The sequence below is a fragment of the Pseudomonas sp. 1912-s genome (assembly GCF_029269205.1).
GTDB lineage: Bacteria > Pseudomonadota > Gammaproteobacteria > Pseudomonadales > Pseudomonadaceae > Aquipseudomonas.
Genome location: NZ_JARIXR010000053.1, coordinates 1 through 17,792, shown reverse-complemented (window position 1 = coordinate 17,792; position 17,792 = coordinate 1). Strand labels below are relative to the sequence as shown.

10 protein-coding genes are annotated in these 17,792 nt (G+C 59.2%); 5 read left to right on the top strand and 5 right to left on the bottom strand.

From position 1 onward, the window contains the following. The first annotated feature begins 264 nt into the window (after positions 1 to 264). The 5 genes from P3C29_RS31490 to P3C29_RS31470 all read left to right on the top strand — a co-directional run bounded on the left by P3C29_RS31490 (position 265) and on the right by P3C29_RS31470 (position 6,832). The gene (locus tag P3C29_RS31490; RefSeq protein WP_275966345.1) at positions 265 to 3,762 is read left to right on the top strand and encodes a response regulator; all 3,498 of its coding nucleotides are present in this window, start codon (positions 265 to 267) and stop codon (positions 3,760 to 3,762) included. 15 nt (positions 3,763 to 3,777) lie between these two features. Then, complete coding sequence (locus P3C29_RS31485; protein ID WP_010171106.1) at positions 3,778 to 4,593, top strand: protein-glutamate O-methyltransferase CheR; 816 nt, start codon at positions 3,778 to 3,780, stop codon at positions 4,591 to 4,593. Beyond that, positions 4,590 to 5,189, top strand: a complete 600-nt coding sequence (locus P3C29_RS31480; RefSeq protein WP_169388527.1) for a chemotaxis protein CheB — start codon at positions 4,590 to 4,592, stop codon at positions 5,187 to 5,189. The genes P3C29_RS31485 and P3C29_RS31480 overlap by 4 nt, the downstream gene beginning before the upstream one ends. Further along, the gene (locus P3C29_RS31475) at positions 5,183 to 6,376 is read left to right on the top strand and encodes a hybrid sensor histidine kinase/response regulator (protein ID WP_275966344.1); all 1,194 of its coding nucleotides are present in this window, start codon (positions 5,183 to 5,185) and stop codon (positions 6,374 to 6,376) included. Before P3C29_RS31480 ends, P3C29_RS31475 begins: the two co-directional genes overlap by 7 nt. 78 nt (positions 6,377 to 6,454) lie before the next feature. Then, a complete protein-coding gene (locus P3C29_RS31470; RefSeq protein WP_010171103.1) occupies positions 6,455 to 6,832 on the top strand; it encodes a response regulator in 378 nt (125 codons plus the stop codon). Positions 6,833 to 6,954: 122 nt separating this feature from the next. On the opposite strand, the gene P3C29_RS31465 is transcribed toward P3C29_RS31470, so the two are convergent. From P3C29_RS31465 to P3C29_RS31445, 5 genes are all read right to left on the bottom strand, one after another. Continuing rightward, the gene (locus P3C29_RS31465) at positions 6,955 to 11,697 is read right to left on the bottom strand and encodes a YopT-type cysteine protease domain-containing protein (RefSeq protein WP_275966343.1); all 4,743 of its coding nucleotides are present in this window, start codon (positions 11,695 to 11,697) and stop codon (positions 6,955 to 6,957) included. A gap of 139 nt (positions 11,698 to 11,836) precedes the next feature. Beyond that, complete coding sequence (locus tag P3C29_RS31460) at positions 11,837 to 13,507, bottom strand: response regulator (protein ID WP_201124176.1); 1,671 nt, start codon at positions 13,505 to 13,507, stop codon at positions 11,837 to 11,839. After that, positions 13,504 to 15,006, bottom strand: a complete 1,503-nt coding sequence (locus P3C29_RS31455) for an ATPase domain-containing protein (RefSeq protein ID WP_201124174.1) — start codon at positions 15,004 to 15,006, stop codon at positions 13,504 to 13,506. The genes P3C29_RS31460 and P3C29_RS31455 overlap by 4 nt, the downstream gene beginning before the upstream one ends. A gap of 111 nt (positions 15,007 to 15,117) precedes the next feature. Continuing rightward, positions 15,118 to 16,176, bottom strand: coding sequence for a tetratricopeptide repeat protein (locus tag P3C29_RS31450; protein WP_169388523.1), 1,059 nt, complete (start codon positions 16,174 to 16,176; stop codon positions 15,118 to 15,120). A gap of 75 nt (positions 16,177 to 16,251) precedes the next feature. Further along, complete coding sequence (locus tag P3C29_RS31445; protein ID WP_275966342.1) at positions 16,252 to 17,142, bottom strand: bestrophin family protein; 891 nt, start codon at positions 17,140 to 17,142, stop codon at positions 16,252 to 16,254. Between the last annotated feature and the right edge of the window lie 650 nt (positions 17,143 to 17,792).

The following is a 17,792-nucleotide window of genomic DNA, read 5'->3' as shown; positions in this document are numbered from 1 at the left end:
AATGAGTTGCGTCAATCTCGGCAAGTTCCCGAAACAAGGTAGGCATTGTGCCGGTAATGCGTAGGAATGTCCTCCGGTGTTACTCAATCGTGGTGTGCCGAAGCCGCGTTTCAGCGCGCATTGCAACCTGTAGAAAAACACGGGCGCTGGTATATTTTTCAATGAGTTATGCAGTAAATGTGGCCAATGCTGGCAGAAAAATAGCGCTCAGGCGCGACTTTGGGGCAAACTCCTCGTTTTTCCGCATTTGGCCAAGGCATCCCCATGACTCCCGCGTCGTCAGTCGATGAGAAAAGCTTCCGTAAACTGTTGAGCCGCAACGTGGCATTGCCCCTGGGTGTCGGCGTGCTCAGCGCGGTGTTTTTCGTGTGCCTGATCACCTACCTGTTGTCGGTGATCCAGTGGGTCGAACACACCGACCGGGTGATCAACAACCTCAACGAAACCTCAAAGCTGACGGTTGACCTGGAAACCGGCATGCGTGGCTTCCTGATCACTGGCGACGAGCATTTCCTCGACCCTTACGAAGTGGCCAAGCCGCGGATCATCTCCGACCTGCGCAACTTGCAGGTGCTGGTGGCGGATAACCCGGAGCAGGTTGACCGACTCAAGCGCCTGGAGTCGCTGCAAATGGCGTGGAACACCTACGCCCAGTCGATGATTGATATGCAGCGCCAGAACGGCGACTACCGCTCGGCCGTGAAAGCCGGGCGCGGCAAGAGCCTGACAGACGAGATCCGCAAGGAGTACGACCGGGCGGTGGCGATGGAGCAACAGTTCCGCATCACCCGCAATGAAGACGTCACTCGCACCACCATTATCAGCGTCAGCCTGTACCTGGTGTTTGTGCTCGGGCTGAGCGGCATCCTGGCGTATATCGGAAGAAAAAATCTACTAGAACTATCAACAAGTTACAGCGAAAACCTCGAGTCGCAACAGAGGATTGCCAAGCGCCTTGAACAGCAAGCGTGGCTGCGCAACGGCCAGACCGAACTGGCCGAACAGGTGCTGGGCCAGCTGACCTTGAACATGCTGGGCCGCAATGTGTTGCAGTTCTTCGCCCAATACATGGGCTCGGCGGTGGCCGCGCTGTATGTGCGTGAAGAGCACGGCGGCCTCACTCGGGTGGCCACCTATGGCTTCTCCCGTGAGCAAGAGCAGCAGGAACAGTCGATCTACAACGATGAGGGCATCGTCGGCCAGTCGGCCCGCCAGGACCGCCTGATTCGCCTCGACGATGTACCGGTGGACTACTTCAAGGTCAGTTCAGGCCTGGGCGAGGGCCCAACCCGCAGTGTGCTGGTGGTGCCGACCAGCGATGATGGCCGGGTCAACGGTGTGATCGAACTGGGCTTCTTGCGCGAGTTGGATGAACGTGACGTGGAATTGCTGGAGTTGATTGCCGACAACATCGGCACCTCCATCGAAGCCGCCCGTTATCGCCAGCGTTTGCAGGAAGTATTGGCCGAAACCCAACAGCTCAATGAAGAGCTGCAGGTTCAGCAGGAAGAACTCAAGACCGCCAACGAAGAGCTGGAAGAGCAGTCACGCATTCTCAAGGAGTCCCAGGCGCACCTGGAAACCCAGCAGGCGGAACTGGAACAGACCAACGAACAGTTGGCCGAGCAGACCCAGACCCTGGCCGAACAGCGCGATGCCATGGACCAGAAGAACGTCCAGCTCAATCGCGTACAGATCGAGCTGGAAGAGCGTGCCGACGAGTTGCAGCGCTCCAGCAAGTACAAGTCCGAATTCCTCGCCAACATGTCCCACGAGCTGCGCACGCCGCTCAACAGTTCGCTGATCCTGGCCAAGCTGCTGGCAGAGAACCCCCAGGAAAACCTCAGCGCCGAACAGGTCAAGTTTGCCGAGTCGATCTATTCGGCCGGCAACGACTTGCTCAACCTGATCAACGATATCCTCGACATCTCCAAGGTGGAGGCCGGCAAGCTGGAAATGCGCCCCGAGAACACCAGCGTCGCGCGCCTGGTGGATGGTTTGCGCGGGATGTTCGAGCCCCTGGCGGCCGACCGCAAACTCGGGTTCCAGATGCAGGTGCAGGAAGGTTCACCGCACATGCTGTACACCGACCGCCAGCGCCTGGAGCAGATTCTGAAGAACCTGCTGTCCAACGCGGTCAAGTTCACCGAGAAGGGCCAGGTCAGCCTGACGGTCTCCCGCCAGCCGGACGAGGGCATTGCCTTCACCGTGCGCGACTCAGGGATCGGAATTGCGCCGGACCAGCAGGAAAGCATCTTCGAAGCCTTTCGCCAGGCCGATGGCACCACCAACCGCCGTTACGGCGGTACCGGCCTGGGGTTGTCGATCTCCCGTGACCTGGCCAGCCTGCTGGGCGGCTACATCAGTGTGACCAGTGAGCCGGGCCAGGGCAGCGTCTTCACCCTGGTGCTGCCGGAACACTACGTTGAGCGTGACGCAGACGCACCGGCCATCGAGGCGCCGCGTGTGGTAGTCCCGGCCCCCGCGCCGGCCCCGGTCAAGGTTTCGCCGCTGCCTGTCGCCGACGCGGCGCAGATCCCGCGCTTCATCGATGACCGTGACAAGGCACCGTTTACCACCCGCTGCATCCTGGTGGTGGAAGACGAGCCGAATTTTGCGCGCATTCTGTTCGACCTCGCCCATGAACTCGGTTACCACTGCCTGGTGGCCCATGGCGCGGACGAAGGCTACAGCCTGGCGGAACAGTACATTCCCGACGCCATCCTGCTGGACATGCGCCTGCCGGACCACTCCGGCCTGACCGTGCTGCAACGCCTCAAGGAACACGCCGGGACCCGGCACATCCCGGTGCACGTGATTTCCGTCGAAGACCGCGTCGAGGCGGCCATGCACATGGGAGCCGTGGGGTATGCGGTCAAGCCGACCACCCGTGAAGAGCTCAAGGATGTCTTTGCGCGCCTGGAGGCCAAGCTGACGCAAAAGGTCAAGCGCGTTCTGCTGGTGGAAGACGACGACTTGCAGCGCGACAGCATTGCCCGCCTGATCGGCGACGATGACATCGAGATCACTGCCGTTGGCTTCGCCCAGGAAGCCCTGGACCTGCTGCGCAACAATATCTACGACTGCATGATCATCGACCTCAAGCTGCCGGACATGCTCGGTAACGAGTTGCTCAAGCGCATGTCCACCGAAGACATCTGTTCGTTCCCGCCGGTAATCGTCTACACCGGGCGCAACCTGACCCGGGACGAAGAGGCCGAACTGCGCAAGTATTCGCGCTCGATCATCATCAAGGGCGCACGCTCTCCCGAGCGCCTGCTGGACGAAGTGACACTCTTTCTGCACAAAGTCGAATCCAAGTTGTCCCATGAACGCCAGACAATGCTCAGGACCGCCCGCAGTCGCGACAAGGTCTTCGAGGGGCGCAAGGTGCTGCTGGTGGATGACGATGTGCGCAATATCTTCGCCCTCACCAGCGCCCTGGAACACAAGGGCGCGATTGTCGTCATTGGCCGTAACGGCCGCGAGGCGATCGAGAAGCTCAATGAGGTCGATGACATCGACCTGGTGTTGATGGACGTGATGATGCCGGAGATGGACGGTTACGAGGCCACGGCCTTGATCCGCCAGGACCCGCGCTGGCGCAAACTGCCGATCATCGCGGTAACGGCCAAGGCCATGAAGGACGATCAGGAGCGCTGCCTGGCAGCGGGCTCCAACGATTACCTGGCCAAGCCCATCGACCTTGACCGATTGTTTTCGTTGATTCGGGTATGGCTCCCGAAGATGGAACGCATTTAAGTGGAAAGACGCTAATTGGAACGAAGCACCGATATTGAACTGCGCTTGCTGATCGAGGCTATTTACCTCAAGTACAGCTATGACTTTCGCGATTACTCCGGCGCGTCGGTAAAGCGCCGCGTGGCCCATGCCCTGCGCCAGTTCGACTGCAATACCATCTCGGCCTTGCAGGAGCGGGTGCTGCACGACCCGACGGCGTTCATGCAGTTACTGCAGTTCCTGACCATTCCCGTCAGCGAGATGTTTCGCGACCCTTCGCACTTCCTCGCGATTCGCCAGGAAGTGGTGCCGCTGCTCAAGACCTACCCGTCGATCAAGATCTGGATCGCGGGCTGCAGCACCGGGGAAGAGGTTTACTCCATGGCCATCCTGCTGCGGGAGGAGGGGTTGCTGGAGCGCACCATCATCTATGCCACCGACATCAATCCCCGCTCCCTGGAAAAAGCCAAGCAGGGGATTTTTTCCCTGGAGAACATCCGCGCGTATACCCACAACTACCAGCAGGCCGGTGGGCGATGTTCATTTGCCGATTACTACACCGCGGCTTACGATCACGCGATCTTTGACAAGACCCTGCGCGAGAACGTGACCTTCGCCGATCACAGCCTGGCGACGGACAGCGTATTCTCAGAAACTCAATTAATTTCATGTCGTAACGTACTGATTTATTTCAATAAAAAGTTGCAGGATCGGGCGTTTGGATTGTTTCATGAGTCGCTGTGCCATCGCGGCTTCCTGGTGCTGGGCAGCAAGGAAACCCTGGATTTCTCGGCCTACAGCAAACGGTTCGAACCCCTGGTCAAGCAAGAACGGATCTACCGAAAATTATGAACCAAGCTGCTGCCAGCCCGGTATCCGGGATCGAGGCTATTGTGATCGGCGCTTCCGCAGGCGGGGTCGAGGCGTTGCTGAGTATCTTCAGCGCCTTGCCCGCCAGCTTCAGCCTGCCGATCATCACCGTGTTGCACCTGCCAGACGAGCGTCGCAGCCAGTTGGCGGAAGTGTTCGACCGGCGCGTGTCGATGAGCGTGGTCGAGGCCCGCGACAAGGAACTGATCCAGCCCGGCACCCTGTATTTTGCCGGCCCCGGCTATCACCTGTCGGTGGAGCATGACCGCAGCCTGTCCCTGAGCCAGGAGGACCGTGTGCACCATTCCCGGCCCGCCATTGACTACCTGTTCGAATCGGCGGCCGACGTCTATGGCGAGGGCTTGCTGGCGGTCCTGCTGACGGGGGCCAACCAGGACGGCGCCCGGGGCCTGGCCCACGTCAAGCAGTGCGCAGGCATCACCGTGGTCCAGGACCCCTTGGAGGCACGGGTCGCCGTGATGCCCCGGGCTGCCCTGGCGCTGCATGAACCTGACTATATCCTCACTTTGAGCCGCATCGGCGAGTTGCTGGCCTCCCTGGAATCGTCCCCATGTTAAGTACTGTCCAGGCCAAACTGCTGATCGTTGACGATCTGCCGGAAAACCTGCTGGCCCTTGAAGCGCTGATCAAGCGCGAGGACCGTCAGGTCTACAAGGCACTGAGCGCCGACGAGGCCTTGTCGCTGCTGTTGGAACACGAGTTCGCCATGGCCATTCTCGACGTGCAGATGCCGGGCATGAACGGCTTCGAACTGGCCGAGTTGATGCGTGGCACCGAAAAGACCAAGAACATCCCCATCGTGTTTGTCAGCGCCGCCGGCCGTGAACTCAACTATGCGTTCAAGGGCTACGAAAGCGGTGCCGTGGACTTCCTGCACAAGCCGCTGGATATCCATGCGGTCAAGAGCAAGGTCAATGTGTTCGTCGACCTCTACCGCCAGAGCAAGGCGATGAAGCTGCAGGTGGAAGCCCTGGAGCAGAGCCGTCGCGAGCAGGAAGCCTTGTTGACGCGCTTGCAGGCGACCCAGGCCGAGCTTGAGCAGGCGGTGCGCATGCGTGACGACTTCATGTCGATCGTTGCCCACGAAGTGCGCACGCCCCTGAACGGGCTGATCCTGGAAACCCAATTGCGCAAGATGCACCTGGCCCGGGACAACGCCGCCGCGTTCACCCTGGACAAGATGCACGCCATGGTCGACCGCGATGAGCGGCAGATCCAGAGCCTGATCCGCTTGATCGAAGACATGCTCGACGTGTCGCGCATCCGCACCGGCAAGCTGTCCATTCGCCCAGGGCGCTTTGACCTGACGCAACTGGTGCGCAACCTGCTGGAGAACTTTGCCCCGCAAGTCGCCGCGGCCGAGTCCTCGGTGAAATGGATCGAAGAAGGCCCGGTCGTGGGCAACTGGGACGAGTTCCGTATCGAGCAAGTGGTGTCCAACCTGCTGACCAATGCCCTGCGTTACGGGGCCAAGAGCCCGGTGGAAGTGCGGGTGTATGCCAAGCACGGGGAGGCGCGCGTCGAGGTGCGGGACCACGGGATTGGTATCAGCGAAGACAACCAGAAGCGGATTTTCCAGCAGTTCGAGCGGGTGTCGGCCAGCCATGCGGTGGCGGGCCTGGGCCTAGGCCTGTTTATCTCCGAACAGATTATCGCGGCCCACGGCGGTACTATCGAAGTTGAAAGCCGGATAGGCGAAGGCGCCCTGTTTCGCGTCTGTTTGCCCCTGGAGGCCGGGGCGTGAAATCAATCGTGAATCCGACGCAACCTCTGCGTGACCCTATGGTCGTATCAGCAGCAATTGACCGGACAAAGGCTTCCCATGAGTGAAGATGCGCAAGATGTGGTTCTGATCGTCGAAGATGACGAGTCGATTATGTTTGTGTTGGGTGAGTACCTGTCGGGCCTCGGGTACCGGGTATTGAAGGCGATTGACGGTGAGCAGGCATTTGAAATCCTGGCCACCAAGCCGCACCTGGACCTGATGGTGACCGACTATCGCCTGCCGGGCGGCATCTCCGGCGTGCAGATCGCCGAGCCCGCGATCAAGCTGCGACCGGAATTGAAGGTGATCTTTATCAGCGGCTACCCGCAGGAAATTCTCGACTGCAACAGCCCGATCACCCGCAACGCACCGATTCTGGCCAAGCCGTTTGATCTGGATACGTTGCAGGAGCACATTCAGCGGTTGTTGGCTTAAACGGGAACCAGCGTTGCGAATCGGAAGTAACGCGGGAAGCCGCAATGGTCATGGCTTCCGTAAGTGGCTTGGTGACCACCGACTCAGGCGTCTGAGTCGAGTGGGTTACGGAGTGTTTAAAACTAACCCGCGATAAATGCCGCGGGTACATCTCCTTTGATATAAAACACCTCAGCTTCCTGCAGATGCAATTTCTCAATGGCTTGCAAAAGTGTTGCTTTCGTAATTTTCTTCTGGGCTATCAGGCGTTCGCCATCCTTCAGAATGATGTCGGCAACTGTACGAAAGGCTCCAGGGTCTTGCGTGGTGTCGACAGTAAAGACAGGCACTTTAGTATCTTCGGTCGAGTACATCGTGGCGAAGCTCTCGGCCTTTGCCTTTTTTGCGCTGAAAGACATGACTTCGCCACTACTGCCTCCTGTCCGGGCAGTGTGTTGGATAATGGCAGCGAGGTAATCATCTCCGGAAGCTATGGCACCCGCCGCACGCCTGAGGCCGGTTGCGGCGGTGTCGTTAGCCGCCGTATGAGCCCGATATATTTGGGGTGGGATATCAAAGTCCGCACTTTTGAGCTCGCCCAGGGTTTTAATGGAGGGCGGGGTTCCGGGCTGAGCGAGACGCTGCTTAAGTAGATTGTCTATGAACCGTTCAGCACTTCTCACGCTGGGTGGCTGGACAAGTATTGGCGCGTCATACAGTGCTTTAACATCCTTACCCAAAACACTGTTTTTCTGCTGCCAATCGTCTGCATGGTTAAAAACTTGGAACTCCAACTTATTAGGGTCGGTACTGTGGGTTTTATACTGCGGAACCAATTTTTTATCGCGAGTCAGTTTTTCCAGTCCTTTTTCCATCGCCTCCGCGCTTGAGAAATTCGCAATGCCAAAATTGGGATCATAAAAGTAATAGGTTTTGCGGGTGCCATCGATTTTTACCCCTGCCGCCATTGCATGGCCTGGAGAGTCGATCATGACTGACTTTGAAACAGTGGAGTCGGCCAGTTCCCTGACCATGCTTTTAACTGAAAGCTGTCGTACGGGTTGGCCTGCATGGAAGGCACTTCGCGCACCCACTTGGGTTTGGAGCTTACTAAGCTTCGTGATAAATGCCCTGGAAGCCGGGCCTGCCGGAAATGCCGCTGCGAGGACCATGTTTTTGATTAATATCTGTTCCTTACCTTCTGCAGCGGCGTTTGCCATGACGCGCGAAAGTGCAGCACATTGCCCATCAGACAATTGCATTGTTTGGGAGAAGTACAGGACTTGTGGGATAGGTATGACGTCTCCGAAACGCGGCTCGATATTGTCGATAAATCTCGCTGATCCGGTCCGGCCCAGTTCGTAGGAGAGATCGTCGTATTTCCTGACCAGCATACCGACTTGCTCAGCCGTGATGTTCTTGTCTGCGGCCAGTTTCATGATACCTGCCGCTTTTATATTATTGGAGAAGCCCTTTATCGTCTCAGGGTTTCCAGTGGAGTAACCGCGGTCAAACGCTGCTTTTCCAGGCCCGTCTCGATGCGTGTTAACGGTTTTTTTCCAATGATTGACAACGGCTTCATCCACCTTCTTGACGATACCGTCCGCCGTGGCCCATTTTGCGAGCATCTCCGTATCTGACGTCGCGGAGGGAACAAAGTCTTGCAGGGCAGTACCGTAGGGTTGACGGGTGGCGGGGTTATAGTGGAACCATTTCCCGTCCTGAAGAACCGCCGGGCCTTGCACAATGTTATTGCCTTGCTTGAAGGTACCGAATGAGGATGAGTCGAAACGCTTGCTGGCGCTCACGAGATCATAGGCATCGGCGGCGTGCGTGACCTTCCTGAAGGCGTTTCTTGCGCCCTTGAGCCCTGCCTTTCCCAACCTGAAAGCACCGACGCCAAGATCGACAACTCCATCCAGGGGGTTGATGGCGCCAATGGCGCCGCGCCCGATGATTTTTGCCCCATGGGCAATTTTTCTGGCGAGGGATGCACCTGACCGGGTTGCAGCGCCTATATTTCTGCCAAGGGATACACCTGCTTGTACTGCCTTTGCGGCCTTGGCCGCAGCCCCGACCCCCAAGACAAAGCCGAAGGCATCGAACGCCAAGTCAACGATGCCGTCGCCAATGTTGCCTTCTTGAAAGTTCTGGATGGCCGAACGCAGCGGGATAAGATTCAGCATGAATTCCTGGACTTTTTTGTAGAAGGGGACCTCGGTGTCGAAGGTTGTCATGCCCTTGGCCGCATGCTCCAGCTCGCGGATTCCGACATTTTCGATCATCGCGCCGGCGATGTATCGGGTCTTCTCGCTTGTAAAGCTGTTGGGCGTAGCGGTCGAATGTTTTTTGTCGGTGACGTTTGGCGAGTAGCTGCCGGCAGGCTCAACTGCTTTCAGCATGGTCCTGCGGCGGCTATGCCCATCGGCATAAAATTGCGGCCCCAGTGGATGGCCCTTCAGCTCATCACGTTTGCGCGTAGTGTTTGTACGCAGGTTGATTTCATAAACATGTTCGGCACCGTCGAGTTCCGCTTTTACCAGGAGGGTATTGGGTACTTTTGTTTCAACGATTTGGCCAAAGGGTGATTGAGTGATGTTGTATTCCGAGAGCGGGGTGATTTTCCACTGATCAATATTTTTTCTGCCCTCAATAGGCATCGTGTTAATCAGGTGGGCGACTTGAGCGCCAATCGCTTTTTCGATCGCGGGAAAGTAGGCTGACATTGCAGTTTTAAATTGCTCATTGATATCGGGAAGTTGGTCGGCGTTGGCCTGGATATCGCGAATATGAAACTTTGTGCCTGACGACTCCCAATCGTGGATTTCAGCTGGGCGAGAATGGAGGTAACCCTTGAGGTAAAGATCCAGCACTGAATAGGGCCCTGGGTAGTCACGACGCTCCGGGAACGTTGTGATGCACTTTTCCTCGAACGGAATCCGATTACCATACACACGCCTGAGCTGCGCGAGCGCCATCTCCTCGCGTTCGGGCATGGGGGTCGATAGGGTTTTTGAGGCCTCACTCAACGTGTCGACCTGATGATTGAATGCGCTGGAAACGCGGCGCATCTGATCATCGGTGTATTGATCCTGGGGGTTCAACGGGGTTATCCCGTTGGCAACACCCCAGTCTTTAAGTGCCTCCCATTGAGCCCTTTGCTCGACGTGCCGGTCCTGGTCGGTGACGGGCGCGATGTCGTTTCGCATCATGACTTGTGCAAAGGTCATGCGCGCGGTTGAGCCAGGTGCTTGGGCTTCTATACGCGCCACGGCGGTACTGAAGCTCACCCAGGTATGTGAGCCGTAGGTCACAGTATCGGGGATCTCCTTGACCACATACGCAGGCGCCCTATGTGCCAGCAACAGGTGGGCCGCAATAGGCGCCATCTGCGCGCTGGCCCGCCCCGTGTCGACGAGGTGTTCAGCCAACTCGGTGACAGTGGCTGAAGGGGGCTTGCCCCAATGCTCAGAACGCGCCAGATCAAAACCGGCCACGGTCGTCCTGGCGGGACTCGACGTGGATCTATCGTCGGATTCTTCATCCAGGGTGGCGCTGAGGGCCGCCAGCGTCCAGTCGTTGATGCTATTGGGGGTCGATACGCCTTCAAACTTTTCCTGCAGCGCCAGGCCAAGCGCCTGAGCCTTGGGCGTAGCCAGGAGGGTTTGAATAAACTGCTCCCGGTTTCGCAATTGGTAGGGCGCGTAATCTTGTTGGTGGGTCAGATAGCCCAGCACCCCTTTAGGCTCGTCATAGTTGTCCAGGCCACTGATACCCAGAGTGTTTTGTCTCAGGGCGTTTTTCACGTTCCGCCGATCGTCATCGCTCCACGGGGTCGGCCAGGACAACGCTCCACCGAGGTTCCCCAGGGGGGGCTGGGAAAGGGGGGCGGTGGTCAGAAACTGGCCGAGGCTGTAAAGATCATCGCGGCTCTTGGGCATGTCCCAAGCGTTGTCCCCGATGTATTTTTCGAGGCTGACGGTGGCATCTTCCTCCCACTGCCGGTGGGGCGAGTCGGCATGCAGGGTTATGGTGGTGTTGCTCAATTGATTGCGAATGAAGTGCTCCAATCGAGCGTTAACCAACGTCGGCGTTAGATACAAATGATGATAGGGCGGTAGCTTCGTGCGACGCATCAGCTTTTCGGACTCATCTTCCGCCCGGAGCATGACGTCAACCAGTTTGAGAGTGATCTGCCACTGGTCGTGGATGTCGGCCAGCCTGGTCTTTTCGTGCTGCAGGTTGTCTTCGGATCGCCTGGCCGCAGGTTCTGCGAGGTCAAAGGTCTTGGTTTGTTCCAGTTCCGCTGCGCGAGCGCCGGCGCCCTCCCTGTTAAAGCCGCCGCGGCCTTCGCCATAGAAGTCGGCCACTGCCCGGTAACTCGCTGATGTAGGGGTTGCGGGGGAGTAAATAATATAAGGAGAGGCGGACGTCAGTGCTTTTGCTGCTTGCAGGATCGGCTCCATCATCGACGCCCACCCATAGCCTTCAGTGCTGCCCGAAAACACTCTGCGCTTACCGCCAACGAGAGCCGTGATGGAGTTTTCTTTGTGATTGATCTCTATGGATTTTGTACGATCTATTCCCTTTTCTGTTGCCCAGCCGACAAAGAGCGGGTTCTTCATCGCATTGTGCAGGTGTGACCACCATTGACCGAAGGCAGAGGCGGGGGGAATGTTCTGAATGTCGTTAAACGTCCCGGTGCTTTGCGCCGTGCGTAGCACCTGCGCAAAAAGCTCCGCCAACTCACTGTTGCCTTTGGCTTGTGCACCTGCTTCGGTGGGGCCAGTCTCCGCAGCCCGTGGCCGGCGGCTCGAGGGCTGCTGGGCCTCGGCATTGATGGTCTGTTGAAAAAAGGGATTAACGCGGGAGGCGGCAATGGTCATGGCTTTCGCTCATCAAGTATGTATAGGACACGCCTCGGAAAAATTTCGCTCTCCGAGGTGTAAACCTTCGTACCCAAATTCGCGGTGACGATTCCAATCCGCTGGCAAGCAATGATTGCCGGGTTTTGCTGTGCCTACTTCACTCCCTGATCATCTCCCGCACCTTCGCCGTCAACAAATCAAAGGTGAACGGCTTGGTGATCATCTGCATGCCGGGGTCCAGAAAACCCCCACGCACGGCCGCATGCTCCGCATAGCCGGTGATAAACAGCACCTTCAAGTCCGGGCGCACCTGGCGGCCGATTTCCGCGAGTTGCCGGCCATTCATGCCGGGCAGGCCAACGTCACTGATCAACAGGTCAATCCGCTGGCTGGACTCGATGATCGGCATGGCGCTGTCGGCGTCACCGGCTTCCACAAACGCATAGCCCAACTCACTCAACACGGCGCTGACCAGCACCCGAACGGCCGGGTCGTCTTCGACGATCAGCACGGTTTCGCCCGCATTGGCGAAGGGCAGCAAGGCGGGGTTGGGCGTTTCATCAGCGATTATTTCGCCCACGAAACGCGGCAGGAACAGGCTGACGGTGGTGCCTTCGCCGACCACGCTGTGAATCGTCACGTGGCCATGGGACTGGCGGGCAAAGCCATAAATCATCGACAGCCCCAGGCCCGTGCCCTGGCCAATCGGCTTGGTGGTGAAGAACGGGTCAAAGGCGCGGCTGATCACGCTTTCGGGCATGCCGCAGCCGGTGTCGCTTACGCTCAGCTCCACGTAGTCACCGGGAGTGAGGGTGCCGTAGGCCGCCGTAAACACGTTGTCGAGGTGACGATTGGTGGTTTCCACCACCAGTTGGCCGCCACTGGGCATGGCGTCCCGGGCGTTGATTGCGAGGTTGAGCAGGGCGCTTTCGAGTTGGTTGGGGTCGACCTCGGCGGTCCACAGCTGCTCGCTCAGCCTTATGTCCAGCGCAATGCTCTCGTTGAGGCTGCGTTGCAGCAGCTCGCCCATGGAGGCCACCAGTTGGTTGATCTGCACCGGTTTTGAATCCAGTGACTGGCGCCGGGAGAACGCCAGTAGGCGGTGGGTGAGGGCGGCGGCGCGGTTGGCCGAGGTCACGCCCAGGTCGATCAGGCTGTCGAGGTCGTCGATGCGCCCTCGGGCCACCCGCCGTCGCAGCAACTCAAGGCTGCCGATGATACCGGTGAGCATGTTGTTGAAGTCATGGGCAATACCGCCGGTCAATTGGCCCACAGCTTCCATTTTCTGTGACTGGCGCAGCGCTTCTTCGTTATTGCGCAGCTGTGCGGTGCGTTCTTCCACCTGCTGTTCGAGGGTTTCCAGCGTACTTTGCAGACGTTGTTCGCTCTGGCTCAGGTCGATCAGACGGTCTCGGGCTTCGTATTGCCGCCGGCGACCACGCAGCGCCGTGGTCACGAGGCTGATCAGGGTCACCGGATGGAACGGCCGTTCCAGGAAGGTGACGTTGCCCAGCAGCGTACTCAAGCGCGATGAGCCGTTCTGTTCGCTGCCGCCATGATGGGTCATCAGCACGATGGGCAAGTCCGACCATGCCGGCTGATGCTGCAAATGAGTCAGCAGCGGTTCCAGGTCGATGCCGTGCATGGCCTCGGCCGCGACGATCAGCAACCCGGCGCCCTGTTCCAGTTCGTCGCACAGCATCTGCAGGTGGCCGGCGACGATGCCGCTGAAGCCCGCCTCGTTGAGCATCATCAGCGCCAGAGTGCTGTCGCGGCCCAGTGGCGCCAGGATGATTGCCCGCTCGGAGATGGCGGGTGCGCCACTCACGAACCTTCTTCCTTGAGCAGCGGGTTATCGGTGCCCATGTAGGTGGGGACGCCACGCAACACACCCTGGAACGCGTCGAGGGGTTCGCCGATGGTCATGCCTCGGCCGCCGATGCGGTATTCGCGAATCGTCGATTCGTGGCTGCCCGTACGTTTCTTGATGATCGAGATGGCCCGGCGGACTTTGCCGAGGGCTTCGAAGTAACGCAGCAGGATCACGGTGTCGGCCAGGTAGGTGATGTCCACCGGCGCCTGCATGTCGCCCACCAGCCCGTGCTGGGCCACGGTCATGAAGGTCGCGGCGCCACGACGGTTGAGGTACAGCAGCAGTTCGTGCATGTGCAGGATCAGCGCGTTTTCTTCCGGCATCGCGGCCTGGTAGCCGTTGACGCTGTCGATCACCACCGTCTTGATCCCGCGTTCATCCACGCAGCGGCGCACCCGGTGGGAGAATTCGCCGGGGGACAGTTCGGCGGCGTCGACTTGCTCGATCAGCAGGTTGCCGGTGCCTTGCAGGGCTTCCAGGTCGATGCCCATGTTCTTCATGCGCTCGAACAGCAGCCCCAACTCTTCATCAAAAATGAACAGCGCGGCTTTCTCGCCCCGGGCGACGGCAGCGGCGGCGAAGATCATCGAGATCAGCGATTTGCCGGTACCGGCCGGGCCCAGGATCAAGGTGCTGGAACCGGTTTCGATCCCTCCGCCCAACAAGGCATCCATCTCGCCGATGCCGCTGGTCAAGGTTTGACGGTTATAGCCGCCACGGTGCTCGGCTGCCACCAGGCGCGGGAATACATGCACGCCGTCTTCCATGATGGTGAAGTCGTGAAAGCCGCCGCGGTACTTCTGGCCACGGTATTTCACTATCCGCACGCGCCGGCGTTCGGCGCCGTAGTTGGGGGTCAGTTCTTCCAGGCGAATCACGCCGTGGGCCACGCTGTGTACGGTTTTATCGAGGGACTCGGTGGTCAGGTCGTCCAGCAGCAACACCGTGGCATCGTAGCGCACGAAGTAATGCTTGATCGCGAGGATTTGCCGGCGATAGCGCAGGGAGCTTTGGGCCAGCAAGCGGATTTCCGAAAGGCTGTCGATGACCACGCGGGTGGGTTTGACCCGTTCCACCACTTCGAAAATCTGCCGGGTGGCTTCACCCAGCTCAAGGTCCGAGGAGTACAGCAGGCTCTGCTGGTGCTCGGCATTGAGCAGGCTTTCCGGCGGCGTGAGCTCGAAGATATGAATGTGTTCGTCCAGGTCCCACCCGTGGGACTTGGCACCCTGGCGCAACTCGCGTTCGGTTTCCGACAGGGTGATGTAGAGCGAACGTTCGCCATTGCGGGCGCCTGCCTGGAGGAAGTGCAGGGCTACCGTCGTTTTACCGGTGCCTGGTTCACCTTCGAGCAGGAACAGGTGGCTGCGTGAAAGCCCCCCGGCAAGAATGTCGTCCAGACCTTCAATACCGGTGGCCGCCTTTGCTGTGAACAGCTCTTTGGATGTAGACAAGAAGTGCCCTCGGGTCACGTATCAGTAGGGGGCAGCACCCGCTGGGGCGCGCCATATTTACTTGACCGTGGCGCCGTGTAGCGGTTCAACGTTTTGTATCAATTACAGCGTTTACAGGCCTTGTTGCAGCGCCGGGTCGTCCGGGTTCTGCTGTTCAAGCTGCGCCAGCAAGACCTGGACGTTCTGCAACTGGCCGGTTTCTTTCCAGTAGTTGACCAGCAATACCCGCGCCTTGCGATTGGCCGGGTTGCGCTGGACGATTTCTTCCAGTTGGCGCTGGGCGGCTTCCACTTCCTGCTGGGCGTGCAGGGTGGTGGCCAGGTCGTAGCGGTAGTCCTGATTGTTCGGTTCCAGCTCCACCGCCCGGGACAGGCTGAGCAGGGCAAAAGGGCGTTCCCCATGGTGCAGCAGCCACATGCCCAAGGCATGTTGCAGGTAAGCCGAATCGGGATGGGCCTGCAGCTGCCTGGCCAGGAGCTGGCGGGACTCGTCGACCTTGCCCTGTTTATCCAGCAATTCGATTTGTGCGACCACCGCCTGCAGATTGTCCGGTTGCAGGCGCATCGCCTGTTCCAGGGCGTTTTGTGCATCGGGCAGCAGCGCGCTGTGAATGTACAGGCGCGCCAGTTGAATCCAGCCTTCGGGGCTTTCGGGCTGGCCCTTGAGCAACTTCACGTATTCGTCGAGCACTTGCTGCAATGGGCCGAAGTACAGCCCCAGGGTGTCGGGGGACAGCCCCAACAGGGCATTGGCCGCAGCAAACCGAACGCTTTGTTCCGGGTCATCCAGCAGCGGGCCGAGCAACAGCGTGCGCTGGCCGCTGGGCACCAGGCCGACGATGCTGTGGATCGCCGCCTCGCGCACCATTGGCGCGTCGTTGGCCAGGTCCTTGTCCGCCAGCTTCAGGGCCTGGGGGCTGGGATAGTTGGGCAATTCGGCATGCAAGGCGGCGCGGCGCACGTCGGACAGGTCCGGGCGCCCCAGCTGCTGATACAGCACGCGGGCGGCGCCGGGTTCGCCGTTATGTGCCTGTTTCAAGGCCTTGGCGTAACCGTGGGCGATGGCCGGAGGCACGACCACCGGGGGTGTACGGGTGAAATACCAGGTGATTGCGACGATAAACAACAGGGCGCACAGGCCGATGATGGAGTAACGGCGTGACTTTGACATGCAGGCGTCCGAAAGCTGGGGAGCTAGTGCAAAGCCATCAGCTTCGGTCAGGTCACCGCGACTGTCAAACCCGCATCACGTCAGCACGAATTCAATCGGTTCAAGGGCCGGCGGCAACTCGGTTTCGCCGAGGGCGGCGAGAATCTCGCGTTCCAGGGTGCGGACGATGGCGTTACAGGGCAAGTCGTTTTCGTCGAAGCCGAACGGGTCTTCGAGGTCGTCGCCGATTTCGTCCAGGCCGAAGAAGGTGTAGCTGACGATCGCGGTAAAGACCGGCGTCAGCCAGCCCAGCGGCTCGGCCATGGCGAAGGGCAGCAGAATGCAGAACAGGTAGATGGTGCGGTGCAGCAGCAAGGTGTAAGGGAAGGGCAGCGGCGTGTGCTTGATCCGCTCGCAGGAGGCCTGGACCTGGCTGAGGCCGTACAGCCGGGTTTCCAGTTGGGTGTAGCGCCATTCGGTGATGTGGCCTTGTTCGGCCAGTTTTGAGCAGCGTGCGCCGAGGTCTTGCAGGATGCGGTCGGGCAGGTTCGGGTGGCTGGCCTCGACGCTGGCCCACGGCTGGATCGCCCGGGCTTCATCTTCCAGGCGCAGGCGGGCGACCAGGCCATGGGCAAAGCCGCACAGGCTGCGGAGTATGCTTTCGCGTTCGGCGGTGGTGAAAATTTGGGTTTCGCGGATCAGCGAGCGTACTTCAATGATCATCTGGCCCAGTTGTTTGCGGCCTTCCCACCAGCGGTCGTAGCAGGCGTTGTTGCGAAAGCTCATGAAGATTGACAGCGACAGGCCCAGCAAAGTGAAGGGGGTGGCGTTGACCTTCGAGAAGTAGGCCGGGTGCAGGGTTTCTACCAGCACGATGACTGAGGCCAGCAAGGTGACCAGCAGGCTGCGCAGGGCGATGCGCTTGGCGATTGAGCCCTTGAGGGAGAACAGGATGCCGAGCAGGTTGGGTTTGGGGCGGACGATCATGGGCGGGCTTCTTGGGTGGCGCAGGCCTCAAGCTTAGAAGCTTGGGGGGAGAGCGTCCAATCGCTTGGGCTGACTGGGTGATTGGTGGGGTCTATCGCCCGGGGGCTTTTGGTGTACATATCCGTTATTTGGGTAACGGCTACTTATGGTTTCGCTCTTACAGCGACTCACTTTGGAAAAGCCCCAAAGTAAGCAAAGGGCTCTGCCCCGCCTGTCGGCACCTCGCCTAGGCTCGGTGTTCCCTCACTCCGGCGCTGCTCCGCGGGCCGCCGCGATGGGCCATCCTTAGCCCAGCGCGGCTAAACCGGCGTCCTGCCGGTTTACCCGCTCCGCACCACCTGCGTTCGGCCTCGGGCTTATTGGGGCAGTCAGATCAAGATCAAAAGCAAGAGCACAGCGGCCTACAGGCCGGCTTGAGTGGTAGAAGCCAGAGCAAAAGCCAGAGCGAAAACGAAATCTGAAACGGATGCAGCTCTGCTTTTCTGTGGGAGCTGGCTTGCCTGCGATGCAGACACCTCGGTTTTTCAGGTACACCCAGTTGATGCCATCGCAGGCAAGCCAGCTCCCACATTTGACCGTGCCCGCTGTAGATTTTGATCTTGATGTTGCCTTTGCTTCACACCACTCAAGCCGGCCTGTAGGCCGCTGTG

Bases quoted from the DNA above. Each gene is read 5' to 3' on its own strand.
- P3C29_RS31470 (WP_010171103.1), top strand. From the start codon at position 6,455: ATGAGTGAAGATGCGCAAGATGTGGTTCTGATCGTCGAAGATGACGAG.
- P3C29_RS31490 (WP_275966345.1), top strand. From the start codon at position 265: ATGACTCCCGCGTCGTCAGTCGATGAGAAAAGCTTCCGTAAACTGTTG.
- P3C29_RS31465 (WP_275966343.1), bottom strand. From the start codon at position 11,697: ATGACCATTGCCGCCTCCCGCGTTAATCCCTTTTTTCAACAGACCATC.
- P3C29_RS31445 (WP_275966342.1), bottom strand. From the start codon at position 17,142: ATGATCGTCCGCCCCAAACCCAACCTGCTCGGCATCCTGTTCTCCCTC.
- P3C29_RS31475 (WP_275966344.1), top strand. From the start codon at position 5,183: ATGTTAAGTACTGTCCAGGCCAAACTGCTGATCGTTGACGATCTGCCG.
- P3C29_RS31480 (WP_169388527.1), top strand. From the start codon at position 4,590: ATGAACCAAGCTGCTGCCAGCCCGGTATCCGGGATCGAGGCTATTGTG.
- P3C29_RS31450 (WP_169388523.1), bottom strand. From the start codon at position 16,176: ATGTCAAAGTCACGCCGTTACTCCATCATCGGCCTGTGCGCCCTGTTG.